The 26,445-nt window shown below is 67.7% G+C and carries 27 protein-coding genes; 18 read left to right on the plus strand and 9 right to left on the minus strand.

What is annotated here, in order from left to right; genetic code table 11:
- Positions 1-8: 8 nt before the first annotated feature.
- The 3 genes from V5F74_RS06320 to V5F74_RS06330 are packed head-to-tail and all read right to left on the minus strand — an operon-like array spanning position 9 to position 1,816.
- Positions 9-464 carry a proton-translocating transhydrogenase family protein gene (locus V5F74_RS06320; protein WP_024280400.1) on the minus strand — a complete coding sequence of 152 codons (456 nt, stop codon included), beginning with the start codon at positions 462-464 and terminating at the stop codon, positions 9-11.
- A complete protein-coding gene (locus V5F74_RS06325) occupies positions 464-1,627 on the minus strand; it encodes a Re/Si-specific NAD(P)(+) transhydrogenase subunit alpha (RefSeq protein WP_394006878.1) in 1,164 nt (387 codons plus the stop codon). The genes V5F74_RS06320 and V5F74_RS06325 overlap by 1 nt, the downstream gene beginning before the upstream one ends.
- A 36-nt stretch (positions 1,628-1,663) precedes the next feature.
- Entirely contained in the window at positions 1,664-1,816 is a 153-nt protein-coding gene (locus V5F74_RS06330; protein WP_024280402.1) for an aa3-type cytochrome c oxidase subunit IV, read from the minus strand.
- A gap of 406 nt (positions 1,817-2,222) precedes the next feature.
- Here V5F74_RS06330 and V5F74_RS06335 point away from each other — a divergent pair, with 406 nt between their 5' ends.
- Positions 2,223-3,368: a PA0069 family radical SAM protein gene (locus tag V5F74_RS06335; RefSeq protein ID WP_029555324.1), complete on the plus strand. Its 1,146-nt coding sequence runs from the start codon at positions 2,223-2,225 to the stop codon at positions 3,366-3,368.
- 11 nt (positions 3,369-3,379) lie between these two features.
- Complete coding sequence (locus tag V5F74_RS06340) at positions 3,380-3,829, plus strand: VOC family protein (RefSeq protein ID WP_394006880.1); 450 nt, start codon at positions 3,380-3,382, stop codon at positions 3,827-3,829.
- Positions 3,830-3,832: 3 nt separating this feature from the next.
- On the opposite strand, the gene V5F74_RS06345 is transcribed toward V5F74_RS06340, so the two are convergent.
- Positions 3,833-4,546, minus strand: a complete 714-nt coding sequence (locus V5F74_RS06345) for a TetR/AcrR family transcriptional regulator (RefSeq protein ID WP_024280405.1) — start codon at positions 4,544-4,546, stop codon at positions 3,833-3,835.
- Positions 4,547-5,204: 658 nt separating this feature from the next.
- Here V5F74_RS06345 and V5F74_RS06350 point away from each other — a divergent pair.
- The 3 genes from V5F74_RS06350 (at position 5,205) to V5F74_RS06360 (ending at position 7,438) form a co-directional block, all read left to right on the plus strand.
- The gene (locus tag V5F74_RS06350) at positions 5,205-6,170 is read left to right on the plus strand and encodes a lipid kinase (protein ID WP_394006882.1); all 966 of its coding nucleotides are present in this window, start codon (positions 5,205-5,207) and stop codon (positions 6,168-6,170) included.
- Positions 6,171-6,914 (plus strand): TerC family protein, encoded by a 744-nt coding sequence (locus V5F74_RS06355; protein ID WP_250167143.1) that lies wholly within the window; start codon positions 6,171-6,173, stop codon positions 6,912-6,914.
- Positions 6,915-7,084: 170 nt separating this feature from the next.
- A complete protein-coding gene (locus V5F74_RS06360; protein ID WP_024280407.1) occupies positions 7,085-7,438 on the plus strand; it encodes a hypothetical protein in 354 nt (117 codons plus the stop codon).
- A 12-nt stretch (positions 7,439-7,450) separates the two neighbouring features.
- On the opposite strand, the gene V5F74_RS06365 is transcribed toward V5F74_RS06360, so the two are convergent.
- The 3 genes from V5F74_RS06365 to V5F74_RS06375 all read right to left on the minus strand — a co-directional run bounded on the left by V5F74_RS06365 (position 7,451) and on the right by V5F74_RS06375 (position 11,330).
- Positions 7,451-8,752, minus strand: coding sequence for an NAD(P)/FAD-dependent oxidoreductase (locus tag V5F74_RS06365; protein ID WP_029555329.1), 1,302 nt, complete (start codon positions 8,750-8,752; stop codon positions 7,451-7,453).
- 43 nt (positions 8,753-8,795) lie between these two features.
- Positions 8,796-10,199, minus strand: coding sequence for a glutamine synthetase family protein (locus V5F74_RS06370; protein WP_029555330.1), 1,404 nt, complete (start codon positions 10,197-10,199; stop codon positions 8,796-8,798).
- 264 nt (positions 10,200-10,463) lie between these two features.
- Positions 10,464-11,330, minus strand: coding sequence for a DUF3108 domain-containing protein (locus V5F74_RS06375; RefSeq protein WP_394006885.1), 867 nt, complete (start codon positions 11,328-11,330; stop codon positions 10,464-10,466).
- A 321-nt stretch (positions 11,331-11,651) separates the two neighbouring features.
- Here V5F74_RS06375 and infC point away from each other — a divergent pair, with 321 nt between their 5' ends.
- Positions 11,652-12,176, plus strand: a complete 525-nt coding sequence (infC, locus tag V5F74_RS06380) for a translation initiation factor IF-3 (RefSeq protein WP_024280411.1) — start codon at positions 11,652-11,654, stop codon at positions 12,174-12,176.
- Between the two features lie 122 nt (positions 12,177-12,298).
- Here the strand turns inward: infC and V5F74_RS06385 are convergent, their stop codons facing one another.
- On the minus strand, positions 12,299-12,715 hold the full coding sequence (locus V5F74_RS06385; protein ID WP_394006887.1) for a BA14K family protein: 417 nt from the start codon (positions 12,713-12,715) through the stop codon (positions 12,299-12,301).
- 499 nt (positions 12,716-13,214) lie between these two features.
- Between V5F74_RS06385 and V5F74_RS06390 the strand changes: the two genes are divergently transcribed.
- The 8 genes from V5F74_RS06390 to yidC all read left to right on the plus strand — a co-directional run bounded on the left by V5F74_RS06390 (position 13,215) and on the right by yidC (position 21,182).
- Positions 13,215-13,778 carry a BA14K family protein gene (locus tag V5F74_RS06390; protein WP_394006889.1) on the plus strand — a complete coding sequence of 188 codons (564 nt, stop codon included), beginning with the start codon at positions 13,215-13,217 and terminating at the stop codon, positions 13,776-13,778.
- 255 nt (positions 13,779-14,033) lie between these two features.
- Positions 14,034-14,234: a 50S ribosomal protein L35 gene (gene rpmI, locus V5F74_RS06395; RefSeq protein WP_024280413.1), complete on the plus strand. Its 201-nt coding sequence runs from the start codon at positions 14,034-14,036 to the stop codon at positions 14,232-14,234.
- Positions 14,235-14,262: 28 nt separating this feature from the next.
- Entirely contained in the window at positions 14,263-14,625 is a 363-nt protein-coding gene (gene rplT / locus V5F74_RS06400; protein WP_394006891.1) for a 50S ribosomal protein L20, read from the plus strand.
- A gap of 200 nt (positions 14,626-14,825) precedes the next feature.
- Complete coding sequence (gene pheS / locus V5F74_RS06405) at positions 14,826-15,938, plus strand: phenylalanine--tRNA ligase subunit alpha (RefSeq protein ID WP_029555333.1); 1,113 nt, start codon at positions 14,826-14,828, stop codon at positions 15,936-15,938.
- 12 nt (positions 15,939-15,950) lie between these two features.
- A complete protein-coding gene (gene pheT, locus V5F74_RS06410; RefSeq protein ID WP_394006893.1) occupies positions 15,951-18,365 on the plus strand; it encodes a phenylalanine--tRNA ligase subunit beta in 2,415 nt (804 codons plus the stop codon).
- 234 nt (positions 18,366-18,599) lie between these two features.
- Entirely contained in the window at positions 18,600-18,734 is a 135-nt protein-coding gene (rpmH, locus tag V5F74_RS06415) for a 50S ribosomal protein L34 (RefSeq protein WP_024280417.1), read from the plus strand.
- A gap of 44 nt (positions 18,735-18,778) precedes the next feature.
- Positions 18,779-19,348, plus strand: a complete 570-nt coding sequence (rnpA, locus tag V5F74_RS06420; protein ID WP_394006895.1) for a ribonuclease P protein component — start codon at positions 18,779-18,781, stop codon at positions 19,346-19,348.
- The gene (gene yidC, locus V5F74_RS06425) at positions 19,341-21,182 is read left to right on the plus strand and encodes a membrane protein insertase YidC (RefSeq protein WP_024280419.1); all 1,842 of its coding nucleotides are present in this window, start codon (positions 19,341-19,343) and stop codon (positions 21,180-21,182) included. The genes rnpA and yidC overlap by 8 nt, the downstream gene beginning before the upstream one ends.
- 73 nt (positions 21,183-21,255) lie before the next feature.
- Here the strand turns inward: yidC and V5F74_RS06430 are convergent, their stop codons facing one another.
- The gene (locus V5F74_RS06430; protein WP_250167134.1) at positions 21,256-22,257 is read right to left on the minus strand and encodes a LysR family transcriptional regulator; all 1,002 of its coding nucleotides are present in this window, start codon (positions 22,255-22,257) and stop codon (positions 21,256-21,258) included.
- A gap of 94 nt (positions 22,258-22,351) precedes the next feature.
- Here V5F74_RS06430 and V5F74_RS06435 point away from each other — a divergent pair, with 94 nt between their 5' ends.
- The 4 genes from V5F74_RS06435 (at position 22,352) to V5F74_RS06450 (ending at position 26,440) form a co-directional block, all read left to right on the plus strand.
- The gene (locus V5F74_RS06435; protein ID WP_029555337.1) at positions 22,352-23,818 is read left to right on the plus strand and encodes a form I ribulose bisphosphate carboxylase large subunit; all 1,467 of its coding nucleotides are present in this window, start codon (positions 22,352-22,354) and stop codon (positions 23,816-23,818) included.
- An 11-nt stretch (positions 23,819-23,829) separates the two neighbouring features.
- Positions 23,830-24,231: a ribulose bisphosphate carboxylase small subunit gene (locus V5F74_RS06440; RefSeq protein ID WP_024280422.1), complete on the plus strand. Its 402-nt coding sequence runs from the start codon at positions 23,830-23,832 to the stop codon at positions 24,229-24,231.
- A gap of 71 nt (positions 24,232-24,302) precedes the next feature.
- Positions 24,303-25,256 (plus strand): CbbX protein, encoded by a 954-nt coding sequence (gene cbbX / locus V5F74_RS06445; RefSeq protein WP_024280423.1) that lies wholly within the window; start codon positions 24,303-24,305, stop codon positions 25,254-25,256.
- Between the two features lie 89 nt (positions 25,257-25,345).
- Entirely contained in the window at positions 25,346-26,440 is a 1,095-nt protein-coding gene (locus tag V5F74_RS06450; RefSeq protein WP_374253846.1) for a class 1 fructose-bisphosphatase, read from the plus strand.
- Positions 26,441-26,445: the final 5 nt, after the last annotated feature.

The raw sequence follows: 26,445 nt of genomic DNA on the forward strand, positions 1-26,445 counted from the left end.
GCCTCGCCTCACTTCTTCTTGGAGTACATGGCGAGCATACGGCTGGTCACCATGAACCCGCCGAAGATGTTCACCGAGGCAAAGACGAGCGCCACGAAGCCGAAGATGCGCGCGCCCCAGGCGTGGCTGGAATCGCCCACCGTGGTGACGCCGACGGCGAGCAGCGCGCCCACCACGATCACCGACGAGATGGCGTTGGTGACGCTCATGAGCGGGGTGTGCAGCGCCGGGGTCACCGACCACACCACGTAGTAGCCCACGAACACCGCGAGCACGAAGATGGAGAGGCGGAACACGAAGGGGTCGATGGCCCCTCCGGTCGCCGCATGGGCCGCCGCGCCGAGGGCGGAGGCCGCCTGGTCGGCATAGAGCTGCGCGGCTTCCGCTGCCTGCCGCGCGATCTCGGCGGCGGTGCGGGCCTGCATTGCGGCATCCGCCGCGGTCTGGGCTGTGGCGGGATTCATCAGGCCGCTCCCTCGCTGGTCGCTGCGGGATTCTTGGGTGCGAAGTTCGGATGCACGACGGCGCCGTCACGGGTGAGGAGCGTGGCCTTCACCAGCTCGTCGTCCCACTTGACGGCCAGCGCCTTCGACGCCTTGTCCACCATCGTCTCGAAGAAGTTGAACAGGTTCTTGGCGTAGAGCGGCGAGGCCGAGGCGGCGATGCGGCCCGGCACGTTGAGATGACCGACGATCTTCACGCCGTTCACCTCGACCACCTGCCCCGCCACCGCACCGGCGACGTTGCCGCCGCGCTCGACCGCGAGGTCGACCAGCACGGAACCCGGCTTCATGGAGGCCACCATCTCCGCCGTCACGAGGCGCGGCGCAGGCCGGCCCGGGATCAGGGCGGTGGTGATGACGATGTCCTGCTTCTTGATGTGCTCGGCGACGAGGGCAGCCTGCTTGGCCTGATACTCCGCCGACATGGGCTTGGCGTATCCGGCGGCGGTCTCGGCCTGCTTGAACTCCTCGTCCTCCACCGCGACGAACTTGGCGCCCAGCGAGGCGACCTGTTCCTTGGCGGCGGGCCGCACGTCGGTGGCGGTCACGATGGCGCCGAGGCGGCGGGCCGTCGCGATGGCCTGGAGGCCCGCGACGCCGGCGCCCATGACGAAGACGCGCGCGGCCGGAACGGTGCCGGCGGCGGTCATCATCTGCGGCAGGGCGCGGGTGAACTCGGCGGCCGCGTCGATCACCGCGCGATAGCCGGCGAGGTTCGCCTGCGAGGAGAGCACGTCCATCACCTGCGCACGGGTGATGCGGGGCATCAGCTCCATGGCGAAGGAGGCGATCCCGGCATTGGCCATGGCGGCGAGTGCCGCGTCATTGCCATAGGGATCCATGATGGCGAGGACCAGGGCGCCGGGCTTGTACGACGAAAGTTCGGCTTCCGTCGGCCGGCGAACCTTCAGTACGACTTCGGCGCCGTTCAGCGCATCCGCCGCCGACGGGGCGATGGTGGCTCCTGCCGCCACGAAGTCGGAATCGAGAATGCCGGACTTCACGCCCGCGCCGCTCTCCACGGTCACGGATGCGCCCAGTGCGACGAGACGCTTCACCGTATCCGGGGTCGCGCCAACCCTCGGCTCGCCGAGATCGATCTCGGCGGGAACAGCGATTTTCATTTCTTGATGTCTCCGGTGCTCCGGCCGCTCAGCGGGTCAGAGGAGGAAAATCCACATCAGGACGAGGATGGCAGCAACGCCGATGGTGCCCCACTTGGCGAGGGCGGTGAACATGGCGTAGGTGCGCTCGTGCTCGGGATAATCGTTACCGTCTGCCGTGGCGTATTCGATCGTGGCGTGTTCAGCCATCTTATCCCCCTGCTCCTAAGCGTCTTCTGACGCCTTTACCGGAGATGGGAATGTCTGGCAACTGCCTTCTGGTGTACAGTATGCCAGATTGAACGGCGTGGCCCGCGAGCCCCTCGCGTCGCGCCACATGTTCTTGTTATGTTCCGTTTTCGGTGCTAGCTTTTTGAGCATGAGCCCCGCATCCGATTCCCACGGCCCGCGCACAGCCGCCCCGCCCGTTCCGGGGGGACCAATTGCCGCGCCGATCGCTCCCGCCCTGAAGGCCGCCAGGACGGCATCGCCCAAGGCCGTTCCTGCCAAGGCTGTTCCTGCCAAAACGGCTCCCGCCAAGGCGGCACAGCCAAAGGCTGCGTCCGGCGACGCCCGCATCGCCTCGCCGCCGGTGAAAACCCGGAGCGATCGGATCATGGGCCGGCTCGCCGAGGAACGCCGAGCTCCGCCCCCTGCCCTGCCGCCCGCGCTGGACGGCGAGGTCGGGACCGGCGTCGAGGCGGAACGACGGCGCGGCCGGGGCGCGGTCTCCAATGCCGCCGGGCGCTTCGAGCCCGCCGCCCGCGTGCTGTTCGACGACGGCTGGCAGACGCTGGAAGACCTCCCGCCCTTCCGCACCGAGGTGACGGAAGAGCGGGCGCGCACCATCATCACCCGCAACCAGTCCCCCGACATCGCCTTCGACCGCTCCATCAATGCCTATCGGGGCTGCGAGCACGGCTGCATCTATTGCTTCGCGCGGCCCACCCACGCCTATCAGGGCCTCTCCGCCGGGCTCGACTTCGAGACCAAGCTGTTCGTGAAGCCGGACGCGCCGGAACTGCTGGCGCGGGAGCTGTCGCACCCCTCCTACAAGCCGCGCGTCATCGCCATGGGGACCAATACCGATCCCTACCAACCCATCGAGCGGCGCTATGAGCTGACGCGGCGCATCCTGGAGGTGCTGGCGGACTTCGGCCATCCGGTGGGCATCGTCACCAAATCGGCGCTGGTGGTGCGCGACATCGACATCCTCGGGCCCATGGCGGAAAAGGGCCTCGCCAAGGTCGCCATCTCCATGACCACGCTCGACCCGCACCTGTCCCGTACCATGGAGCCACGCGCCGCCAGTCCCCATGTGCGCCTCGGCACCATCCGCCGGCTCGCCGACGCCGGCATCCCCACCGCGGTCCTCACCGCGCCGCTGATCCCGGCGCTGAACGACATGGAGATCGAGCGCATCCTCGACGCTGCCAAGGCCGCAGGAGCATCCGAGGCCGGCTATGTGATGCTGCGCCTGCCGCTGGAGATCGCCGACCTGTTCCGGGAATGGCTGGTGGCCAATTTCCCGGACAAGGCCCGCCACGTGCTGAACCTCATCCGCCAGATGCACGGCGGCAAGGATTACGACTCCACCTTCGGCAAGCGAGGGCGGGGGGAAGGCCCCTATGCCTGGACGGTGGGCCGCAGGTTCGAGATCGCCGCCCGCCGCCTCGGCCTCGCGGGGCGGGGACTGAAGCTGACCACCGCACACTTCCGCCACCCCAAGCAGGCGGGCGAGCAGCTCGACCTGTTCGCTTGAAGAGCCCCAGCATGACCGCCCCCGATCTCAGACTCCACCTCGTCACGCTCGGCGTTTCCGACCTGTCGCGCGCCGCCGCCTTCTATCGCGCCCTCGGCCTTGTGGAGAGCAAGGCCGGAGAAGGAGAAGCCGGCAATGTCGCCTTCTTCCATGCGGGCAATGTGGTGCTGAGCCTTTTTCCGCGCGGGCGCCTCGCCGAGGATGCGACGCTGGCGGATACCCCGCCGCAGCCCTTCGCCGGCCTCACGCTCGCCTGCAATGTGGGATCGCCGGAGGAGGCCGAGGCCCTGATCGCGCGGGCGGAGGCGGCGGGCGGGCACGTGGTGAAGCCCGCGCAGAAGGTGTTCTGGGGCGGAACGAGCGGCTATTTCGCCGACCCCGACGGGCATCTGTGGGAGGTCGCCCACAATCCCTTCTTTCCGTTTGATGCCGAGGGCCGGCTGGTGCTGCCCGGCGCTTGACCTTCAGGGCGCCGTGCGGCGGTCGCTGCCGTACGCACGCAGGAATACTCGGACGGCGCCGCGCACCGACTTCTCCACCACCGCCGGGTCCGGCGCATCCGGTGCGCCGACGAGGACGGGAATGGTGACACCATCCTTGCAGAGGGTGAGAAACTGGCTCGCCGCCTGGTTCACATCCTCGATGTCCAGCAGCCCCTGCTCCACCTTGGCCTTCAGGAACACCGAGAGACGGGTAATCCCCTCGCAGGGCCCCGCCTCGAAGAAGCGGCGACCCACGTCCGGAAACTTTCCGGAGATGGAGATGACGGTCCGCAGAAGGGCGATGCTGCTGGGCCGCAGGATGGCGGTGACAAAGGAGCGGCCGATCTCGGTGAGCGCCGCCTCGATGTCCGCTTCGTCGGGATTCACCACGAACATGCGCTCGGCGGTCTCGCCGCATTCGCTGGAGACGAGCTCGGCGAACAGGTCTTCCTTGTTCTCGAAATAGACGTAGAGCGTGCCCTTGGAGACGCCGGCCGCGCGGGCGATGTCGCCCATGCTGGCAGCATCGAAGCCGCGATCGAAGAACACCTGCCGCGCGCCGGAAAGAATCTGGCTGCGCTTCTCGGGGTCCTGGCCCGCGCCGGAGCCGGCTTCATGCGCATCACACGGGCCGCAATCCTCCCGGCCGGCCGCCTGTTGCGGCTTGAGTGCGATATCGCCTTCGCTGTCCGTCATTCCGCCGATCTCTTCCTCTTGTCTTCGTTCTCCGCGATCGCGCGGGCTCTGCGCAAGCACGTTGACGCCTTCCCGGCGCCTTCAGCCGCGGCCATGGCAACGATGACACACGCTGCCCTCCGCGAAGGCCCCCGCCTTCCCCAGGGGAGGGGCGGGACACAACTTTTCTGACCGAACCGTTCAGTTCGTTCTTGCATGACCGAAAGCGGTGCGCTATGTCAATATTCATCGAACCAAACCGTTCGGTCATCGCTTGGAACCGCAACCCACGCGCTGAACGAACCGAGGGAGGAGAGCAACGCCCCCGCTCTCCTCCCTTCCTTTCCCGCCGATCGGTTCGGTCATGACCCGGTGCCGCAACCCTGGTCCTGACTGATGCGAGAGGGAGGAGAGCAACGCCCCCGCTCTCCTCCCTCTGTTTCCATCGGCCCCTCCTCCCGAATGTCCCGCCGGCCGCCCTTCCGCCCGAGCCGAAGCCGCCCCGCCGCGACATTCCGCCACATCCCCTTTGGTGAACGGGCTAAAGCCCCTATTTCCTCGCTCACCGGTCCGGGCCCCTCTGGCGCAGGTCTCCTGCGTGATGTCGGATCAGGCGTGATATCCGCGCTCCGTCCAGAGGCCCCATGGTTACCTCCGCATCGCCGAGACCCGTTTGAGCATGACCGCACAAGGCCCGAAGAGCCGACGGCGTGCGCTGTTCATGGTCAATCCGCACGCCCGCAACGGCGCTCTGCCGCTTGATGCCGTGCGCGCCGTCCTTGAGACCGGCATCGATCTTCTCGAAGCCCCACTGCCGCCGTCAGGCGAAGTCTCGGATGTGCTGCGCGCCCGCGCGCCCGAGGTTGATCTCGTCATCCTCGGCGGTGGCGATGGCACGCTCAATGCGGCGGCGTCCGGCCTCTACGACACCCAGCTTCCCCTGGGAGTGCTGCCGCTCGGCACGGCGAACGACTTCGCCCTCACCCTCTCCATTCCCACTGATCCGCTGGCGGCGGCGCGGGTCATCCTCGACCACGCGCCCCGCTTCATCGACCTGGGCGACGTGAACGGCCATCCCTTCCTGAACGTGGCAAGCATCGGCTTTTCCGCCGATCTTGCCCGCGCGCTCACGCGGGAGGCCAAGCGCTATTTCGGCGTGGTGGGCTACGGCATCGTCGCCGCCCGCCTGCTCATGCAATCGCGCCTGTTCACCGCCTACATCGAACACGACGGGACGGCCGAAGCCGTGCGCACCCTTCAGGTATCAGTGGGAAACGGCCGCCACTATGGCGGCGGCCTGACGGTGGAGGCGAGCGCCACGGCCGATGACGGCCAGCTCGATTTCTACAGCCTGGAGGTGGACCACTGGTGGCGCCTTCTGGCCCTCCTGCCCTCGCTCCGCGACGGCACGCAGGGCCAGTGGGACGATGTGCGCGCCTTCCGGACCAAAAAGGTGGTGGTGCGCACCAGCCGTCCGCGCCCTGTGAATACCGACGGCGAACTTGTCACCTTCACCCCGGCGCATTTCAGCATCCGCCCGGCCGCCATCCGTGTCCACGCGCCGCCGCAGATCCCGCCCCAGACCTGGCCCCAGACCGGCGGCGTCCAGAATTCCTCGCAACCCCTCGCTGAAGGCACCCCCTAGATGGACTACCTCCTCCAACTCGCAGCCGATCCCGCCGCGTGGGTCGCCCTGGTGACGCTGGTGGCCATGGAAGTCGTGCTCGGCATCGACAACCTGATCTTCATCTCCATCCTCACCAACAAGCTGCCGGAGCAATACCGCAGCAAGGCGCGGCGCATCGGCATCAGCCTCGCGCTCATCATGCGTCTCGCCCTGCTCGGCACCATCGCCATCATCGTGCGGCTGACGGCGCCCATCTTCGAGGTGTTCGGCCATGGCTTCTCGTGGCGCGACCTCATCCTCATCGCCGGCGGCCTGTTCCTGGTGTGGAAGGCCACCACCGAGATCCATCACAACGTGGACCCGCAGACCCATGCGGAGGACGTCAAGGACAGCAAGATCACCATCGGCTTCACCGCCGCCATCGTGCAGATCCTGATGCTCGACATCGTGTTCTCCATCGACAGCATCGTCACCGCCGTGGGCATGACCGAGCACATCCCGATCATGGTCATCGCCGTGATCGCCGCCGTGACCTGCATGCTGCTCGCCGCGGACCCGCTGGCCCGCTTCATCGAGGCGAACCCCACCGTGGTGATGCTGGCGTTGGGCTTCCTCATCATGATCGGCATGACGCTGATCGCGGAAGGCTTCGGCGCCCACGTCCCCAAGGGCTACGTCTACGCCGCCATGGGCTTCTCCACGGCCATCGAAGGCCTGAACATGCTGGTCCGCCGCCGCCGCACGGCCGGCGCAGGGCACTGAGCCGGGAAGGTCCCATGCAAGACGGGGCGCGCGCCGCGCCATCCGGTCGCGCCACCGCATTCCAACGCGCCGCGGGCATGGTTATGCTCGCGGGGCGGGCGGATCGGCCCGCGACTCAAAGGGGCGTCGCCGGCAGTCCGCCGCCCCGCATCCTGTGGCCGAGGTCGAGAATGGCTCATTTTTCCGCGTCCCGTTTCGCCGTCGCGCTGGTGCCGGCGCTGGTGCTGATCGCGTCTGCCGCCCCGGCGCGCGCGCAGGCCTGCCTGGAGCAGATCGTTACGGTTCAGGCAGCGCTCAAGGAGCGCCTGCCCCACCCCAAGAAGCCGCCGGAGCAGGACCAGTCCATCGCGGCGCAGACCGACCGCCAGGCCACGCCGGGCTCGCTCGCCGCGGCGGGCCTGACCCAGCCGGACTCCGGCGCCCTCGGCGCGCTCAACCAGGCCATCAACCTGCAGGCGGCGGGCGACGAGGCCGGCTGCCTCAAGGCGCTCGCCGAGGCCAAGCGGCTGGGTGGCCTGAACTGAGGCCTCGCGGGCTCAGAGCCGGTCGCGCAGAGCGTAGTAGCTGAGACCCGCCATCATCAGCGGGGTGCGCAGCAGGGTGCCGCCGGGGAAGGGCGGCACCGGCAGGCGGCCGAGCAGATCAAAGCGCGAGAGCTGGCCCTGCACCGCCTCGGCGAGGATCTTGCCGAACAGCGGCGCCAGCGCCACGCCCTGGCCGCTGTAGCCGGCCGAGACGAGGACGTTCGGGGAAACCCGCCGCACGAAGGGCAGGCGCGTCATGGTGATGGCCAGCACGCCGCCCCAGGCATAGTCGATGCGCGCTTCGCCGAGCTGCGGGAAGATGCGCAGCATGAAGGGCCGCACGAAGTCCGCCACGTCCGGCCGCAGCCCGCGGCGATAGCTTTCGCCGCCGCCGAACAGCAGCCGGCCGTCCGCCGACAGACGGAAATAGTTGATGACGAACCGGCTGTCCGCCACGGCCGCGTCGTTGGCGATGATCTCCTGCGCCAACTCTCCGAGGGGCTCTGTGGCGGCGATATAGTTGCAGATGGGCATGACATGGGCATCCACCCGCCGGTCGAGCCCGTCCATCAGTCCGTTGCCGCATTCCAGCAGGAAGTCGGCGACCACGCTGCCGCCGCCGTCGGTGGAGACGGTCACGCCGGCCTCGTCCCTCACCTTGACCACCCGCGTCCCCTCGTGAATCTCGACCCCGGCCGCGATGGCGGCGGAGCCGAGGCCGAGGGCGAAGTTGAGCGGGTGCAAGTGGCCCGCGCCCTTGTCCAGCAGGCCGCCATAATAGGCCGAGGTGCCGACAAGCGCCCGGATTTCGTCGCGCGAAAGCGGCACGAGGGCGTCGTAGCCGTAGTCCGCCGCGAGCGAGCGGGCATAGTCGTAGCTGTCCGGGACGTAGCGAGCCTTGTGGTCGGCGAGGATCAGGCCGTCGCGCAAGTCGCAGGGGATGTCGTGCCGGGCGATGAGGTTGCGCACCAGCGCCTTGCCCTCCTCTGCGAGGTCCCACAGCTTGCGGGCGTCCTCAAGCCCGACGGCCTTTTCCAGGAAGTCCTGCCCGCGGCGCTGGCCGCTGTGGAGCTGCCCGCCGTTGCGCCCCGAGGCGCCGGAGCCCACCCGCGCGGCCTCCAGCACCACCACCTTGAACCCCGACTCAGCCAGATGCAGTGCGGCGGACAGGCCCGTATAGCCGGCACCGATGATGCACACGTCGGCCCGCACCGCGCCCTTCAAGGGCGAGAAGGCGGGGAACGCGGTGGCCGTCGCGGTATACCAGGACCGGGCGTGGCCGGCCGGATTGAGTGGTGCGGCGACCCGGTGCATGGCGCTTTCCTTCTTCTTGTTCTCTTGGTGCACCGGGACGGCCTCACACGTTGAGCAGAAGGTACTCCCGCTCCCAGGGCGAGATCACCCTCATGAAGGTTTCGAACTCGGCCTGCTTCACCGCCGCGAAGGCGGAGACGAACCGCGCCCCCAGCACCTCGGCCAGGGCCTCGTTGTCCTGGAACGCTGCAACCGCCTCGAGCAGTCCGCGGGGCAGATCGAAATCGAGATTCTTCGCGTCGCCCTCGATCGGGTCCGTGGCGCGCAGGTTCTCGGTCAGGCCGAGATAGCCGCAGGCGAGGGAGGCGGCGATGGCAAGGTAGGGATTGGCGTCCGACGACGGCACCCGGTTCTCCAGCCGCCGCGCCTCGGGGGTGGACGGCGGCACGCGCAGCCCGGCGGTGCGGTTGTCGTAGCCCCATTGCAGGTTGATGGGCGCCATGGAGTCGCGCGTCAGCCGGCGATAGGAGTTCACATAGGGCGCCATGATGCACATGACCGCCGGCAGGTACTTCTGGTGGCCGGCGATGAAGGAGAAGAATTCCGGCGTCGGGTCGCCGTCCTCGTCCGAGAACAAATTGCCCCCGGTGGCGGTGTTGAGGATCGACTGGTGGATGTGCATGGCGCTGCCCGGCTCGTTGGCGATGGGCTTGGCCATGAAGGTCGCATAGATCTTGTGCGCGAGCGCCGCCTCGCGGATGGTGCGCTTGAACAGGAACACCTGGTCCGCCAGCACCAGCGGATCGCCATGGCGCAGGTTGATTTCCATCTGCGCCGCGCCGTCCTCGTGGATCAGCGTGTCGATCTCCAGCCCCTGGGCCTCGGAATAGTCGTAGATGTCCTCGAACAGGGCATCGAACTCGTTGACCGCCTGGATGGAATAGGACTGGCGGCCGATCTCCGGCCGGCCCGAGCGGCCCACCGGCGGCTTCAGGGGGTAATCGGGATCGGTGTTGGGCTCGACGAGATAGAACTCGATCTCCGGCGCCACCACCGGCTTCCAGCCCTTCTTCTCGTAGAGCGAGATGACGTGCCGCAGCACCTGCCGGGGGGCGAGCTCCACCGGGCGCCCGTCGCGGTGATAGGCATCGTGGATCACCTGGGCGGTGGGGTCCTGCGCCCACGGCACCGAGCACAAGGTGGCGAGGTCCGGCTCCAGCACGAGGTCGCTGTCGGCGATCACCGAATCGACCAGCCCTTCGTAATCGGGATACTCGCCGGAAATGGTCTGGAAGAAGACCGATAGCGGCAGGTTCATCACGGGCGAGGAGAAGAACTTGGAGGCAGGCATGATCTTGCCGCGGGCGACGCCGGCCAGATCGGGAACGGTGCATTCGATCTCGGTGATGCCCCGGCTGGCCATCCAGGCCTTGGCTTCCGTCAGCGATGTCACCCCCCGCGGGGCCGTTGCCTGAGCCTTCTGCGCACCCTTGCTGCGTTTCGACATGATGTCCTCGGGCGTGAACCGCTCACGCCCGATCAGGGAACACCTGCGCCGCCGTCAGTGTCAACGCGACGCGGTAGCGGCAAGGCTCACGTTCGGGAAAGATGCAGGTGCGGCGGCGATGTTCCGGTCCGGGACAGGCGCGCGGGCGGCCTCGGAACAGCCATCGAACGAATCACGATCGAATCGCAGCGCCGGCCGTGTTCCCGCTTCTCCCCCTACGAGATGTTGGGCCTCGGCCTCAGTGGTAGCGGATTCGGGGACCGCTCAGCGCGGCGCGTTCACCGGCACCGTGCCGGCCTTCGCCTCGGTCTCCAGCGAGGTGGCTTCCAGCAGGGCGGTGCCGATCATGGTCGCAACGGACACCCTGAACGGCGCCATCAGGCGCGTGCCAGCGATGGGCACCAGCCAGACGTAGATATCTTTGTTTTCTGCCATGTACTTGACCGTGTAGCGGGTGGGCCGGTGGCCGGCGACCGGCTGGTAGCGCACGGAACACACCACGGCCGAGCCGGCGTATCCCGCCACCTTCACCGTCTCGGTGCGCTGATAGGTCAAGACAAGATCGTAGCGCTGGCGGCCATCGAACACGGGGACCGAGCGGGCGCAGGCCGCGGCGGACACCATGTCGCCGGTGCCGGGCACATAGACGAAGGCGCCGCTCATGGGGTCGAGAATGTTCTGCAGCACCGCCTGCTCGATGGGGACGCGGTCGGCGGCCGGCTTGAACGGCGGCTCCACCTCCATCTCCTTCACCGCTCCGGAGGCCATGGCGAGGCGCGCGGTCTCCGCCTTGCCGTCGGCCTCGGCGTTGAGCGCGTAGACCTTCGGCACCAGCTTGCCGCCGGAGATGGTGCCGCGCGAGGCGGCGACGCCCTTACCGGACGACACGGCACGCAGCACGCCCGTGACGCGGGCGGAGCCGGAAATCTCGTAGGTCTGGTCCCCGGCCTCGACCTTGATGGACCCGCGGCCAAGCTCGACCCCGCCCACGGAGAGCACATATTTGGCATTGAACTGTCCGTCCGCACGGGCGGGACCGGCAAGGCCAGCGGCAAGGAAAAGGCCGGCCATGGCGGCACCGGCGCGGCGCCGGAAACGGGGCAAAGGAGCGGTCATCGGGGGCGTCGTCATTGCAGAATCCGGAAGGAGACGTCCGGGGGGCCGGCGGACCCGTGTCCCAGAGGCATGCACAGGGAAGGCGGCTGAACTGTGGCCCATCGCCGGACCGGCTGGCAGCCCCGCCGGACCGCCCGCGGGCGGAACCCGCCGGCAGCCGCCTCGGCAATGCCGCGCGAATCCGCATGGGTCATTGACTTTACGGCGGTTTGTCACGATCTTTCCAGCCTACCCTGAGAGGCGGGTTGCGCAGACGACGGCAAGGACCGGCGCCGCGGCCTGTCTACCTCGGGGGATCGTGTTGATTGCCAAGGAGCTGAAGCCATTCGCCGCCCTATGAGACCCGTCGCGCCGGAGAAGGATGGACCGCGCGTCAATGAGGAAATCCGCATCCGCGAAGTCCAGCTGATCGACCAGGACGGTCAGAACCGCGGCGTGGTAGCAATCCGCGATGCGCTGACATTGGCGCAGGAAGCCGGGCTTGATCTCGTGGAGATCTCCCCCAATTCCGCGCCCCCCGTCTGCAAGATCCTCGATTACGGCCGCTTCAAGTACCAGAACCAGAAGAAGGCCAGCGAGGCGCGCAAGAAGCAGAAGGTGGTCGAGGTCAAGGAGATCAAGCTCCGTCCCGGCATCGACGATCACGACTACGACGTGAAGATGCGGGCGATGCAGCGCTTCTTCGAGGAAGGCGACAAGGTGAAGGTCACCCTGCGCTTCCGCGGTCGCGAGATGGCGCACCAGGACATCGGCTACAAGCTGCTGCAGAAGCTCAAGGAAGAAGTTTCGACCGTCGCCAAGGTCGAGGCCGAGCCCATGCTCGAAGGCCGGCAGATGATTATGATTCTCGCCCCGCGTTGATGCGGGATCGGGGGCATTAAAGAAAAAGCCCGGCGCAGCGCGCCGGGCTTTTCTCGTTTAGGCACCGGGTTTGCGACCCTTGGGCCGTCGGGATCGCGGCCGACAGTGCGGCCGCGCGTCCCTCACGGACAGGGGTGCTGGTACCCGTCGTAGCCGGTGTAGGTGCCGGTCGCCGGGTTGTACGAACGGAACCGCGACATGCAGTAGGCCACCGCATCGTTGGTGTAGACCGGCTCCGCATTGGCCGCCGCCACGGCGCCCAGGGCCAGACCGCTGGCGACGCCGAGTGCGATCCACGCGCCGGTATTGTTGTAGTAGCCCCAACCCCAGCCGGGACGATACCAGCCCCAGCCCGGACGCCACGGACCCGGACCCCAGGCGCCCGGCGGCGGGCGCCAGCCCGGATGACCCCAGCCCGGACCACCGGGACCCCAACCGGGACGGCCGGGACCCCAGCCGGGACGGCCCGGTCCCCAACCGCCGGCGTAAGCGGGACGACCGACATAGCCGGGACGGCCCACGTAACCCGGGCGCCCCACGTAGCCGGGACGTCCCACGTAACCGGGACGACCCACGTAACCGGGGCGGCCCACGAAGCCGGGGCGGCCGACATAACCCCGACCACCATAGCCGACGCGGGGCCCGCCCATGCGCACGGCGCCCACGCGCGGGCCACCGCCGCCGCGCCAAGCCACCTGTTCCACGGTGCCCACATTGGCCATCGCGGGATTGGCAAGGCCAAGGCGCAGCGCTTGTGCATTCGCGACGGGAACCGAAAGCGAAAGCATGCCTCCCGCGACAGCCGCCGCGGCAAACAATGCCACCCTTCTTGTGCCGAACATGATCTTCACTCCCTCAACACTTTTTATCTTCAGCGGTCTTTGTGTCGAATGTTTCGCGGACGTAGCGGAACTTGCGGCTGGAAAGCGGCGAACTGGTGCATTTCCACGCACATCTGCCGTCGACGATCACGCGTGCGTGACGGAAGGCATCCCTCCGTCCTCTGGGGCGTTGACCTGACATCACAAGGAGTTCGGTATGCCCCATCTGTTACGCAAGACCTTCCGGCGGATCACCGTCGGCCTCACCTCCGCGGCCCTCGTCGCTTCCAGCGTCGGTGTGGCCGCCGTGGCGACGGCACCGGCCGCTTCTGCCCAGGCGTTGCGGGCCGGTGCCGCATCGATGAACGTTCAGGCCGCCGCACCGGACGAAGTCCAGGCGCGACGCGGTGGACCCCACCGGGGCCCGGTTGTGCGTGGCCCCGGGCGCGGTCCGGGACACGCCGTGCGCGGCCCGGTTCGGGGGCCTGGCTATGGTCGGCCCGGTTACGGCCGGCCCGGCTGGCATGGCCCCCAGCCCGGCTATCACGCCCGCTGGGGACGGCCCTATTGGCGCAACGGCGGCTGGTACTATCGCAACAACAACGGCGCGTGGATCGCGGCCGGCATCGCGGGCCTCGCGATCGGTGCGGCGGCCGGCGCGGCAGCGGCGAATTCCGGCGGCAATGACGCGGTGTCCTACTGCGCCCAGCGATTCCGCTCCTACAACCCCGCCACCGGCACCTACACCGGCTATGACGGGCTTCAGCACCCCTGCCCCTGAGGCGATAGGCATGTGATAGAGAAGGTCGCCGCCCAGCGCGGCGGCCTTTTTCATGCGCGGCCGGCCTTTCAGGGCTCCCCTCCCCCCGCTTGGGCGGCCTGGCCCTTGCCTTTATGCTCCCGCTCCTGTAACGACTGCCGCCTTCGAACTCGCCGGCGATTAAGGGCTGCCGCGCGGGTCCATACCGCTCAACAGCAACAAGAGGCTGAGCGTCCACCGCCCTCGCGGGCGAGGACCCATGCCACGGAGAGCCAAATGCCCAAGATGAAGACCAAGTCGGGAGCGAAGAAACGCTTCCGTCTGACGGGTACGGGAAAAGTGATCGCGGGTCAGGCCGGCAAGCGCCATGGCATGATCAAGCGGACCAACAACCAGATCCGCAACCAGCGCGGCACGACCATCCTCGCCGAGTGCGACGGCAAGGTCATCCGCAAGTCGTTCCTGCCGAACGGCTGACGCCACTGCGATCTGAAGGAGCTTTTCCATGGCCCGCGTGAAACGTGGCGTTACCTCACACGCCAAGCACAAGAAGGTCTACAAAGCCGCAAAGGGCTTTTACGGCCGCCGCAAGAATACCATCCGCGCTGCGAAGTCGGCCGTCGAACGGTCGATGCAGTATGCCTACCGCGATCGCAAGGTGAAGAAGCGCAACTTCCGCGCGCTCTGGATCCAGCGCATCAACGCCGGTGTGCGCGCGCTCGATCTCGACCTGACCTATTCGCGATTTATCGATGGTCTCGGCAAGGCCGGGGTCGAGGTCGATCGCAAGGTTCTCTCGGATATCGCCATCCACGAGCCCGACGCGTTCAAGGCCCTGGTGGAGAAGGCCAAGGCCGCTCTCGTCTGAGAGGCGGCACTCGCCTGAAAAGCTGCCCTCGCCGGATCGGCGACAGCGCAGCGCTTTCTCCTCCCGTCTTTTCCGAGACCTTCAAGAGCCCCGTGCGGATCATCCGTCCGGGGCTTTTGCCATTGGGCGCGGCCCGTCTATAAGCGGCGCGACCCGACGCCGGCCACCCCGCCGGCCTTTTCGTTTTCCGGGATAGGCCCATGTCCGCGACACCATCCGCCACCGATCCGAGCGCCCTCGAAGACCTTCAGGAGAGCCTCTCCGCCGCCATCCTGCGCGCCCAGGACGAGGCCGGCCTTGAGGAGGTGCGCATCGCCGCCCTCGGCAAGAAGGGATCGGTTTCCGAACTGCTGAAGTCGCTGGGCGGCATGAGCCCGGACGAGCGCAAGGTGATGGGCCCCGCCATCAATGGCCTGCGCGACGCGGTGCAGGGCCTGCTCTCCCACCGCCGCGCGGCGCTGAAGAGTGCTGCTCTGGAGGCGCGCCTCGCCACCGAGCGGGTTGACGTGACCCTTCCCGTGCGCGAGGCCGCCGCCGAGACCGGCCGCGTCCACCCTATCGCGCAGGTGACCGAGGAACTGGTCGCCATCTTCGCCGACATGGGCTTCTCGGTGGCGGAAGGCCCGGACATCGAGGACGACTTCCACAACTTCACCGCGCTGAACTTCCCCGCCGGCCATCCGGCCCGCGAGATGCACGACACCTTCTTCCTGCCCCCCGGCGCGGACGGCGAGCGCAAGGTGCTGCGCACCCACACCTCGCCCGTGCAGGTGCGGACCATGCAGGCGAAGAAGCCGCCCATCCGCGTCATCTGCCCTGGCCGCACCTATCGCTGCGATTCGGACCAGACCCACACGCCCATGTTCCATCAGGTGGAGGGGCTGGTAATCGACAAGGGCGCGCACCTCGGCCACCTCAAGTGGGTGCTGGAGGAGTTCTGCAAGTCCTTCTTCGAGGTTGAAGGCGTGAAGATGCGCTTCCGCCCCTCCTTCTTCCCATTCACCGAGCCCAGCATGGAAGTGGACATCCAGTGCGACCGCTCCCGCCCCGGCGAGATCCGCTTCGGCGAGGGCTCGGACTGGCTGGAAATCCTCGGCTGCGGGATGGTTCATCCCAACGTGCTGAGGAATTGCGGCATCGACCCGGACGAGTACCAGGGCTTCGCCTGGGGCATGGGCATCGATCGCATCGCCATGCTCAAGTACGGCATGAGCGACCTTCGCGCCTTCTTCGAGGCGGACGTGCGCTGGCTCTCCCACTACGGCTTCCGCCCGCTGGACTTCCCCACCCTCGCCGGCGGCCTGAGCGCGTAAGGAGCAGGACCCATGAAATTCACCTACTCCTGGCTCAAGGATCACCTCGAGCCCACCGCCAGCTTCGACCAGATCGTGGAGCGCCTCTCCCTCATCGGCCTTGAGGTCGAGGGCGTTGAGGACAAGGCGAAGCAGCTCGCGCCCTTCGTGGTGGGCGAGGTGCTGACCGCCGAGAAGCATCCGAACGCCGACAAGCTGCGCGTCTGCACCGTCTCAATCGGCAAGGGCGACCCCATCCAGGTGGTGTGCGGCGCGCCGAATGCACGGGCGGGGCTGAAGACCGTCTTTGCCGCGCCGGGCACGGTCATTCCCACGTCGGGGCTGGAACTGAAGATCGGCAAGATCCGCGATGTGGAAAGCCGCGGCATGCTCTGCTCGGCCCGCGAGATGGGGCTTTCGGAGGAGCATGACGGCATCCTGGAGCTGCCGGAGGACGCCCCCGTAGGCGCGCCCTTCGCGGAGGTGCTGGGGCTGAACGACCCGGTGATCGAGATTGCCGTGACGCCCAACCGCGCCGACTGCCTTGGTGTCTCCGGCGTTGCCCGCGACCTCGCCGCCGCCGATCTCGGCGAGCTGATGGCGCCGCGGGTGAAGCCCGTCGAGGGCACCTTCCCCGCCCCGCTGAAGGTGACGCTGGAGTTCGGCGAGACCTCGCCGCTCTGCCCGGCTTTTGCCCTTCGGGTGGTGAAGGGCGTGAAGAACGGCCCCTCCCCCCAGTGGCTGCAGGACCGCCTGCGCGCCATCGGCCTGCGCCCCATCAACGCGCTGGTGGACGTCACCAATTTCATGACGTTCGACCGCAACCGCCCGCTCCACGTGTTCGACCTGAAGAAGGTGACGGGCAACCTCGTGGTGCGCCGGGCCAAGGGCGGCGAGACGCTGCTGGCGCTCGACGGCAAGAGCTACACGCTCGACGAGAGCATGTGCGTCATCGCCGACGACAGGGGCGTGGAGAGCCTCGCTGGCATCATGGGCGGCGAAGACTCGGGCTGCGATGAGAGCACCACGGACGTGGTGGTCGAATCGGCGCTCTGGGATGCGATCAACATCGCTCAGACCGGCCGCAAGCTCGGCATCAATTCCGATGCCCGCTTCCGCTTCGAGCGCGGCGTGGACCCGGCCTTCACCCTGCCGGGCCTCGACCTCGCCACCCACCTCATCCTTGAGCTGTGCGGCGGCGAGCCGTCCGAGATGGTGCTGGCCGGCACCATCCCCGACACCGCCCGTACCATCGCCTTCCCCCTCACCGAGGTGAAGCGGCTGACCGGGCTGGAAGCCTCCGAGGACGAGATTCGCGGCGTGCTGGAGAAGCTCGGCTTCGCCGTCTCCGGCGCGGCGCCGGTGCTCGATGTGGTGCCGCCGTCCTGGCGCGGCGACATCGAGGGCAAGGCGGACCTCGTGGAAGAGGTGGTGCGCATTCTCGGCCTCGAGCGCGTGCCCTCCACCGAGCTGCCGCGCGGGGCGGATGCCCGCAAGGCGGTGCTGACCACGCTCCAGCTGCGCAGCCGCAAGGCCCGCCGCTCGCTGGCTGCGCGCGGCATGGTGGAAGCGGTCACCTGGTCCTTCGTGTCCAAGGAGGCCGCGAGGCTGTTCGGCGGCGGCGCGGATGCCCTCGCCTTGTCGAATCCCATCGCCTCCGACCTCTCTGACATGCGCCCGAGCCTCCTCCCCGGCCTCATCCGGTCAGCCGGCGCCAATGCGGCGCGTGGGGCGGGCGACGTGGCCCTGTTCGAGGTGGGACAGGTCTTCCTCGGCGACGGCCCCGGCGACCAGCGCCAGGCCGCCTCCGGCGTCCGCCGTGGCACGGCCAAGCCCTCGGGCGGCGGCCGCCACTGGGCGGGCAATGCGGCGGCGGTGGATGCCTTCGACGCCAAGGCGGATGCGCTCGCCGCGCTTGCCGCCTGTGGCGCTCCGGTGGCGAATCTGCAGGTCACCACCGATGCCCCCGGCTGGTACCACCCCGGCCGGTCCGGCACGCTGCGCCTCGGCTCCAACGCCATGGCCCATTTCGGTGAGATCCATCCCGCCGTGCTGGAGGCCCTGGACGTGACCGGGCCGCTGGTCGCCTTCGAGATCGTGCTCGACAAGATCCCGGAGCCCAAGGCCAAGGCGACGCGGGTGAAGCCGAATCTCGACCTCTCGCCGTTCCAGGCGGTGAAGCGCGACTTCGCCTTCCTCGTGGACCGGGACGTTGCCGCCGCTGATATCCTCAAGGCCGCACAGGGGGCGGACAAGAAGCTCGTCACCGGCGTCGGCGTGTTCGACCTCTACGAGGGCAAGGGCATAGATCCCGACAAGAAGTCGGTGGCCGTGGAAGTCACGCTCCAGCCGCGGGAGCGCACGCTCACCGACAAGGAGATCGAGGAGGTCGCCGGCCGCATCGTCGCGGAAGTGGCGAAGAAGACGGGCGCCACGCTGCGCGCCTGACGAGAAGCGCCGGCGGCGCGTGTTGTCCCCATGCTTTGGATTGACGCGCGCCGCCGCTGCCCCTATAAGCCGAGCCCGAACTCAGGCGGCTGCGGCGGCCGGAGCCCAGCCTTCATTGCCGCGTGATCCTTAGGGATCGGGCCGCAAGCCGGGCAGCAGCGAACCATCGCCGTCGCAGCGCCGCTGCTGGGGTCCGATCCGCAAGACGGCCTCAAGACATCTGGAGATTTGACCGTGAAGCGCACCTATCAACCCAGCAAGCTCGTGCGCAAGCGCCGCCACGGCTTCCGTGCGCGCATGGAGACCCGCAACGGCCGCAAGATCATTGCCGCCCGCCGCGCCCACGGCCGCAAGCGCCTGTCCGCCTGAGGGTGGACCCTCGCGGAGCTGCCCGACTTCGGGAGCCGTCCAACGTGGAACGCCCCTCGGACTTCAATCCGGATCGTCTCCGCCGGCTGGACCGTCTCAAGAAACGCCGTGATTTCCTCGCTGCGGCCAAGGCCGAGCGTGCCGGCGTCGCCTCCTTCCTCATGCAGGGCCGCGATCGCGGCGATGGGGCAGGTGTGCGCGTCGGCTTCACCGTGACCAAGAAGACCGGCAATTCCGTCGTGCGAAATCGCATCCGCCGCCGCCTCCGCGAGGCCGTGCGGCAGGTGCTGCCGGAAGCCGGGCGACCCGGCTTCGACTATGTGCTGGTGGCCCGCGAGGCCTCGCTGCGCACCCCCTTCGACAGCCTCGTGTCCGAGATGGAGCGCGCCGTGCGCAAGCTGCACGCGCCCAAGGCCCCCAAAGAGAGGGCTCCCAAGGACCGGGCTTCCAAGGATACCCTCCCGAAAGACAAGGCGCGGTCCCGACAGGGCGCGCCGCGGGTCTTAAAAGAGTCGCTGCCGGCGTCTAAGGACGCGGCACGCTCCGCTGGCGATGCCGGCTTGCACACTCCCGATTTGACGATGCCGCCGACGGAGACCCTCCGGCATGAGTGAAAACCGCAACATGTTCATCGCCATCGGCCTGTCGATGGCGATCCTCATCGGCTGGCAGTTCTTCTTCGGCATTCCGCAGGCGGAAAAGCAGCGGCAGGCCGCCGAGCAGCAGCGAATCGTCCAGCAGGCGCAGCAGCAGGCCCAGTCCGACACCACGCCGGCACCGGGTGCCGCTCCGGGAACGACCCCCGCGGGCCTGCCCCAGACGGGCGCGCCGGGCGCCGGCCGGGCGCTGACCCGGGCCGAGGCCATTGCCGCCTCTCCCCGCGCGCCCATCGCCACCCAGCGCCTCAGCGGTTCGATCTCGCTGCGCGGCGCTCGCGCGGACGACCTGCTCCTGACCGAGTATCACGAGACGGTGGACCCCAAGAGCCCGAACATCGTGCTCCTGTCGCCGTCCGGCGGTCCCAATCCCTTCTATGCGGAATTCGGCTGGACCTCGGCCGCCGGCGCCGGCGTCGCCGTGCCCGGCCCGGACACGCTCTGGACCGCCCAGCCCGGCGCCACCCTGACCGAGAAGACCCCCCTCGTCCTCACCTGGGACAACGGGCAGGGCCTGACCTTCCGCCGTACCTTCACCATCGACGACCACTACATGTTCGCGGTGAAGGACGAGGTGGAGAACAAGGGTTCCGCCTCGGCCACCCTCTATCCCTACGCCCTCGTCTCGCGGCACGGCGTGCCGCACGTGGCCGGCTTCTACATCCTGCATGAGGGCCTGATCGGTGTCCTCGGCGACAACGGCCTGCAGGAAGTCACCTACGCCAAGATGGACAAGGAGAAGCCGCTCGCCTTCTCCGCCACCGGCGGCTGGCTCGGCATCACCGACAAATACTGGGCGGCGACCGTCATTCCCGACCAGAGCGTGAAGGTGGACGCCAAGTTCTCCTCCGCCATGATCAACGGCGTTCAGACCTTCCAGACCGACTATCTCGCCCAGCCCCTCACGGTGGAGCCGGGCAGCAAGATCGCCTCCTCCGGCCAGCTCTTCGCTGGCGCCAAGGTGGTTCAGGTGGTGGACGGCTACGCCGAGTCCTACAAGATCGACCGCTTCGACCGGCTGATCGACTGGGGCTGGTTCTATTTCATCACCAAGCCGCTGTTCCTCGTCATCGACTGGATCTATCGCGTCGTCGGCAATTTCGGCGTCGCCATCCTGGTGGTGACGGTGCTGCTGAAGGGCATCTTCTTCCCGCTCGCCAACAAGTCCTACGCCTCCATGGCGAAGATGAAGGCGGTGCAGCCGGAACTCACCTCCATCCGCGAGCGCTACGCCGACGACAAGGTGAAGCAGCAGCAGGCGATGATGGAGCTGTACAAGAAGGAGAAGATCAATCCGGTGGCGGGGTGCCTTCCCATCCTGATCCAGATCCCGGTGTTCTTCGCCCTCTACAAGGTGCTGTTCGTCACCATCGAGATGCGGCATGCGCCGTTCTTCGGCTGGATCCGCGACCTCTCGGCACCCGACCCGACCACGGTGTTCAACCTGTTCGGCCTCATCCCGTGGGATCCGGGCTCCGTGCCGGTCATCGGCAGCTATCTCCTGCTCGGCGCCTGGCCGCTCATCATGGGCGTGACCATGTGGGTGCAGATGAAGCTGAACCCGGCCCCGCCGGACCCGACCCAGCAGATGATCTTCAACTGGATGCCCATCATCTTCACCTTCATGCTGGCGCACTTCGCCGCCGGCCTGGTGATCTACTGGGCCTGGAACAACACGCTCTCCGTCACCCAGCAGGCCGTCATCATGCGGCGCAACGGGGTGAAGATCGAGCTGTGGGACAACATCAAGGGCGCCCTCGGCTTCGGCAAGAAATCGGCGGCCAAGGGATAGCCTCCCGTCACCGCCCGGACGTCAGGACGCCGCGCCCCGCAAGGAGCGCGGCGTCTTTCGTTTCGGGGCGCACTCAGACCGGATCGCGGGCTACAGCCTTCGCAGGGGTGCTGCCGGAGACGTGGTCCGGCAGATAGCAGCGGCCGCCCTCCCCGCCCGGCATCTGCGGCAGGAAGCTCGCGCCTTCGCGCTCGAGAAAGTCCATCAGCGCCTGTCCGGCCGGCAGCAGGCGCTTGTCGCGGGCGCGCACCGCCAGCCACTGGCGCACCACCGGCAGCCCCTCCACCTCCAGCACCCGAAGCCGACCGTCCGCCACCTCCGCCGCCACCGTGTGGGCGGAGATGAATGCGAGGCCGAGGCCGGCCATCACCGACTGCTTGATGGTCTCGTTGGAGCCGATCTCCATGGCGATGGGCGGGTTGGGCGCCCCCGCCTCCTCGAACACCCGCTCCATGAGGATGCGCGTGCCCGATCCCGGCTCGCGCACCAGCAGCGATTCGCGGGTGAGATCGGCCGGGGTGATTCGCTTGCGCCGCTTGAACAGGGGATGGTCCACGGGCGCCACGACGATGTGCGGATGGTCGCCGATCAGCCGCGTCTCCGCCTCCAGCGACGGCGGCGGACGGCCCATGATGGCCACGTCGAAATCAAGGCTCACAATGCCCCGGATGATGTCTTCGCGGTTGCCGATGATAAGCCGCAGCTCGATTTCCGGCCGACGTCGGCGGAAGGCGGCGAGGGCCATGGGGGCGAAGTATTTGGCGGTGGAGACCACCCCCACCACCACCGAACCGCGCTCGGGGCTCTTCAGTGCCGCAATGGCCCGCTCCGCCTCCGACAAGGCACGCGCGATGCGCTCCTGAGCGGAAAGAAGCTCCTGTCCAGCGGCGGTCGGTCGCAGACGGCCGTCCACCCGCTCGAACACCGGGACGCCGATGTCCTCCTCCAGCGCCTTCATCTGAGCAGTGACGGCGGGCGGGCTCAAACCCATGTCCTGCGCGGCTTTGGCATAGGAGCCGGAGGCCGCGGCGAGAGCCACGAGGCGGAGCTGTCGAAGGGTCCAGTGAGGCGCCACTTCAGATTTCCTGAATGCCTACTTCATATCATTTAAATTTACCTGAAATCGGCGCGGGGGCAAGGTCACCTCAACAAACAGGAGGGCCGCCATCATGGGTGCCGACGCCGCCATCGGGCAGATCAAGGACGCCAAGAAGAGGTACGCCGCAGGCGTGCTGAAATATGCCCAGATGGGCTATTGGGATGGCGACTACCAGCCCAAGGACACCGACATCCTCGCGCTGTTCCGCGTCACCCCCCAGGACGGCGTGGACCCGGTCGAGGCCGCCGCCGCCGTCGCCGGTGAAAGCTCCACCGCCACCTGGACCGTGGTGTGGACCGACCGCCTCACCGCCGCCGACATGTACCGCGCCAAGGCCTACAAGGTGGAGCCGGTGCCGGGGCAGCCGGGTCAGTATTTCTGCTGGGTCGCCTATGAGCTCGACCTGTTCGAGGAAGGCTCCATCGCCAACCTCACCGCCTCGATCATCGGCAACGTCTTCTCCTTCAAGCCGCTGAAGGCCTGCCGCCTAGAGGACATGCGCCTCCCCGTCGCCTATGTGAAGACCTTCCGCGGCCCGCCCACCGGTATCGTCGTGGAGCGCGAGCGCCTCGACAAGTTCGGCCGCCCCCTTCTGGGCGCCACCACCAAGCCGAAGCTGGGTCTTTCTGGCAAGAACTACGGCCGCGTGGTCTACGAAGGCCTCAAGGGCGGCCTCGATTTCGTGAAGGATGACGAGAACATCAATTCTCAGCCCTTCATGCACTGGCGTGACCGCTTCCTTTACTGCATGGAAGCCGTCAACAAGGCGCAGGCCGAGACCGGCGAGGTGAAGGGGCACTACCTCAACATCACCGCCGGCACCATGGAAGAGATGTACCGCCGCGCCGACTTCGCCAAGGAGCTGGGCTCCGTGGTGGTGATGGTGGACCTCATCGTCGGCTGGACCGCCATCCAGTCCATCTCCAACTGGTGCCGCGAAAACGACATGCTGCTGCACATGCACCGTGCGGGCCATGGCACCTATACGCGCCAGAAGGGCCACGGCATCTCGTTCCGCGTCATCGCCAAGTGGCTGCGCCTCGCCGGCGTCGACCACCTCCACACCGGCACCGCGGTGGGCAAGCTGGAAGGCGACCCCATGACCGTGCAGGGCTACTACAACGTCTGCCGCGAGGACGTGACCAAGACCGACTACACCCGCGGCATCTTCTTCGATCAGGACTGGGCGGGCCTGCGCAAGGTCATGCCGGTGGCCTCGGGCGGCATCCATGCCGGCCAGATGCACCAGCTCATCGACCTGTTCGGCGAGGACGTGGTGCTTCAGTTCGGCGGCGGCACCATCGGCCATCCCGACGGCATCCAGGCCGGCGCCATCGCCAACCGCGTCGCGCTGGAAACCATGATCCTTGCCCGCAACGAGGGCCGGGACATCAAGAACGAAGGCCCGGAAATCCTGGTCGAGGCCGCCAAGTGGTGCCAGCCGCTGCGCGCCGCCCTCGATACCTGGGGCGAGGTGACCTTCAACTACGCCTCCACCGACACGTCCGACTTCGTGCCCACCGCGTCCGTCGCCTGAGGAGAAGAGACATGCGCATCACCCAAGGCACCTTCTCCTTCCTGCCCGACCTCACGGCGGCCCAGGTCAAGGCCCAGATCCAGTATGCGCTGGACCAGAACTGGGCGGTCTCGGTCGAGTACACGGACGATCCCCATCCCCGGAACACCTATTGGGAGATGTGGGGCCTGCCCATGTTCGACCTGCGCGATGCCGCCGGCGTCTATGGCGAGGTCGAGGCCTGCCGCACCGCCCATCCCGGCAAGTATGTGCGGGTGAACGCCTTCGACTCCAATCGCGGGTGGGAGACGGTGCGCCTCTCCTTCATCGTCCAGCGTCCGGAGAAGGAAGACGGCTTCCGCCTCGACCGCACCGAAGGGCCGGGCCGCACCCAGCGCTACGCACTCCAGCACCGGTCCTACGCGGCCGGCTGATCTGACCACCCATTTCGAGCTTCACCAGCGCGGCCGTTCCCACCGCGCCACTTAACGCCGAGGTTCGAGTCATGCTCGATGTTGCCACATCCGCACCGTCCGCCGCGTTGCCGGCTGAGGCTGCCGAGGGCAGGCTCGACCTCGGCGCTCTCTTCACCGAGAGCGAAGTCCCCGAATTTCTCGCCGAGCTGGACGAGGGCCTGATCGGGCTCAAGCCCGTCAAGCGGCGCATCCGCGAGATCGCCGCCCACCTCGTCATCGGCCGGGCCCGCGAAAAGCTGGGCCTCACCTCCGGCGCGCCGACGCTGCACATGGCGTTCACCGGCAATCCCGGCACCGGCAAGACCACGGTCGCGCTGAAAATGGCGCAGATCCTCCACCGCCTTGGATATGTGCGGCGGGGTCATCTTGTCTCGGTGACGCGGGACGATCTCGTGGGCCAATATATCGGCCACACGGCACCGAAGACCAAAGAGATTCTTAAGAAGGCCATGGGCGGCGTCCTGTTCATAGACGAGGCTTATTATCTGTACCGGCCCGAGAACGAGCGGGATTACGGTCAGGAAGCCATCGAGATTCTGCTCCAGGTGATGGAAAACCAGCGGGACGATCTCGTGGTGATCCTCGCGGGCTACAAGGACCGCATGGACCGCTTCTTCGAGAGCAATCCCGGCTTCCGCTCCCGCATCGCCCACCACATCGACTTCCCGGACTATGAGGACGCCGAGCTGGTGGAGATCGCCAAGACCATGGCGGCCGATGCCGACTACACCTTCAGCCCGGAGGCCGAGGTCGCGATCGAGGAATATGTGGCCAAGCGCCGGCTCCAGCCGAACTTCGCCAACGCGCGCTCGATCCGCAACGCTTTGGACCGCATGCGGCTGCGCCAGTCGCTGCGGCTGTTCGAGAGCGGCGGGCTCGCCGACCGCGCTGCCCTGTCGACCATTTCCGAGGGGGATGTTCGCGCCAGCCGGGTGTTTGCCGGCGGCATCGACGCCCCGGACTACAAACCCCAGACGGAATAATCCGCTTCGGGACCGGAAGACGACCAAAAATAAAACCTGTGACGGCCCGCCGAACGGGCCGCGCGGAGGAGCCCTCAGGGAGATCTGCCATGTTGGAGCCGAACGCAGACCATCGGGCCGCAGTTGCCCAGGCTGCAGGTGTCGCAGCCTCGCGTATCACGCTCACCGTCATGCTCGACGAGTGGGCGGGTGCGGATGCCCGCCGCCGTGCCGTCGCTGATACCGTCTGCGCCCTCGCCACCGGTTGCGCGTCGCTGGCCGCAGCCATCGCCGAGGGGCCGCTCGCCGGCGATCTCGCCCGCACCCTCTCCTCCGGCGAGGCCGGCGAAGGCCAGAAGGCGCTGGACGTCATCTCCAACGACATCGTCATCGGCGCACTGAAGGCGGCGCCGGTCGCGGCGGTGGCGTCCGAGGAGAATGACGCCCCGGTCCTGCTCGATGCCACCGCGCCGCTGCTCGTCGCCATCGATCCGCTGGACGGCTCGTCCAACATCGATACCGACATCTCGGTCGGCACCATCTTCGCCGTCTTCCCGCGTCCCGAAGGCGCCGACGCGTCCGAACCCTCTGCCTTCCTGCAGAACGGGCGGGACATGCTGGCCGCCGGCTATGTGATCTACGGCCCCCACACCGCGATGATGCTGACGCTCGGCGCCGGCACCTGGCACTTCGCCCTCGACCGCGCCGGCCTCTTCCGCCTGGTCAATGCAGAGGTGAAGGTGAAGGAGGGCGCGGCCGAGTTCGCCATCAACATGTCCAACTACCACCACTGGGACGTGCCGGTGCGTGACTATGTGGATGACTGCCTCGCCGGCAAGAAGGGGCCGCGGGAGCGCGACTTCAACATGCGCTGGGTGGCCTCCATGGTGGCGGACGCGCATCGCATCTTCCAGCGCGGCGGTATCTATCTTTATCCGGGCGATGGCCGGAAGGGCTACACCCACGGCCGCCTGCGCCTTCTCTATGAGGCCTTCCCGGTCGCCTTCCTGATGGAGCAGGCGAGCGGTTCGGCCACCGACGGCCGGGGCGCCATCCTGGACCTTTCCGCCACCGGCCTGCACCAGCGCGTGCCGTTCATCTTCGGCTCCCGCGACGAGGTGGCCCGGGTCTCCCGCTATCACCTGGAGCCGAACGGCCATGGCGAGCGCTCGCCGCTGTTCGCGCGGCGCGGACTGTTCATCTGAACCGC

The sequence above is a fragment of the Xanthobacter aminoxidans genome, assembly GCF_043193615.1.
In the GTDB taxonomy this organism is placed as follows: domain Bacteria; phylum Pseudomonadota; class Alphaproteobacteria; order Rhizobiales; family Xanthobacteraceae; genus Xanthobacter; species Xanthobacter aminoxidans.

Coding starts and splice junctions, on each gene's coding strand:
- V5F74_RS06365 (WP_029555329.1), bottom strand. CDS start 8,752: ATGCACCGGGTCGCCGCACCACTCAATCCGGCCGGCCACGCCCGGTCC.
- cbbX (WP_024280423.1), top strand. CDS start 24,303: ATGCTCGATGTTGCCACATCCGCACCGTCCGCCGCGTTGCCGGCTGAG.
- V5F74_RS06320 (WP_024280400.1), bottom strand. CDS start 464: ATGAATCCCGCCACAGCCCAGACCGCGGCGGATGCCGCAATGCAGGCC.
- V5F74_RS06360 (WP_024280407.1), top strand. CDS start 7,085: ATGGCTCATTTTTCCGCGTCCCGTTTCGCCGTCGCGCTGGTGCCGGCG.
- V5F74_RS06370 (WP_029555330.1), bottom strand. CDS start 10,199: ATGTCGAAACGCAGCAAGGGTGCGCAGAAGGCTCAGGCAACGGCCCCG.
- V5F74_RS06345 (WP_024280405.1), bottom strand. CDS start 4,546: ATGACGGACAGCGAAGGCGATATCGCACTCAAGCCGCAACAGGCGGCC.
- yidC (WP_024280419.1), top strand. CDS start 19,341: ATGAGTGAAAACCGCAACATGTTCATCGCCATCGGCCTGTCGATGGCG.
- V5F74_RS06325 (WP_394006878.1), bottom strand. CDS start 1,627: ATGAAAATCGCTGTTCCCGCCGAGATCGATCTCGGCGAGCCGAGGGTT.
- pheT (WP_394006893.1), top strand. CDS start 15,951: ATGAAATTCACCTACTCCTGGCTCAAGGATCACCTCGAGCCCACCGCC.
- V5F74_RS06355 (WP_250167143.1), top strand. CDS start 6,171: ATGGACTACCTCCTCCAACTCGCAGCCGATCCCGCCGCGTGGGTCGCC.
- V5F74_RS06350 (WP_394006882.1), top strand. CDS start 5,205: ATGACCGCACAAGGCCCGAAGAGCCGACGGCGTGCGCTGTTCATGGTC.
- V5F74_RS06340 (WP_394006880.1), top strand. CDS start 3,380: ATGACCGCCCCCGATCTCAGACTCCACCTCGTCACGCTCGGCGTTTCC.
- V5F74_RS06335 (WP_029555324.1), top strand. CDS start 2,223: ATGGGCCGGCTCGCCGAGGAACGCCGAGCTCCGCCCCCTGCCCTGCCG.
- V5F74_RS06435 (WP_029555337.1), top strand. CDS start 22,352: ATGGGTGCCGACGCCGCCATCGGGCAGATCAAGGACGCCAAGAAGAGG.
- infC (WP_024280411.1), top strand. CDS start 11,652: ATGAGACCCGTCGCGCCGGAGAAGGATGGACCGCGCGTCAATGAGGAA.
- V5F74_RS06440 (WP_024280422.1), top strand. CDS start 23,830: ATGCGCATCACCCAAGGCACCTTCTCCTTCCTGCCCGACCTCACGGCG.
- V5F74_RS06390 (WP_394006889.1), top strand. CDS start 13,215: ATGCCCCATCTGTTACGCAAGACCTTCCGGCGGATCACCGTCGGCCTC.
- V5F74_RS06375 (WP_394006885.1), bottom strand. CDS start 11,330: ATGACGACGCCCCCGATGACCGCTCCTTTGCCCCGTTTCCGGCGCCGC.
- pheS (WP_029555333.1), top strand. CDS start 14,826: ATGTCCGCGACACCATCCGCCACCGATCCGAGCGCCCTCGAAGACCTT.
- V5F74_RS06450 (WP_374253846.1), top strand. CDS start 25,346: ATGTTGGAGCCGAACGCAGACCATCGGGCCGCAGTTGCCCAGGCTGCA.
- rpmI (WP_024280413.1), top strand. CDS start 14,034: ATGCCCAAGATGAAGACCAAGTCGGGAGCGAAGAAACGCTTCCGTCTG.
- V5F74_RS06330 (WP_024280402.1), bottom strand. CDS start 1,816: ATGGCTGAACACGCCACGATCGAATACGCCACGGCAGACGGTAACGAT.
- rplT (WP_394006891.1), top strand. CDS start 14,263: ATGGCCCGCGTGAAACGTGGCGTTACCTCACACGCCAAGCACAAGAAG.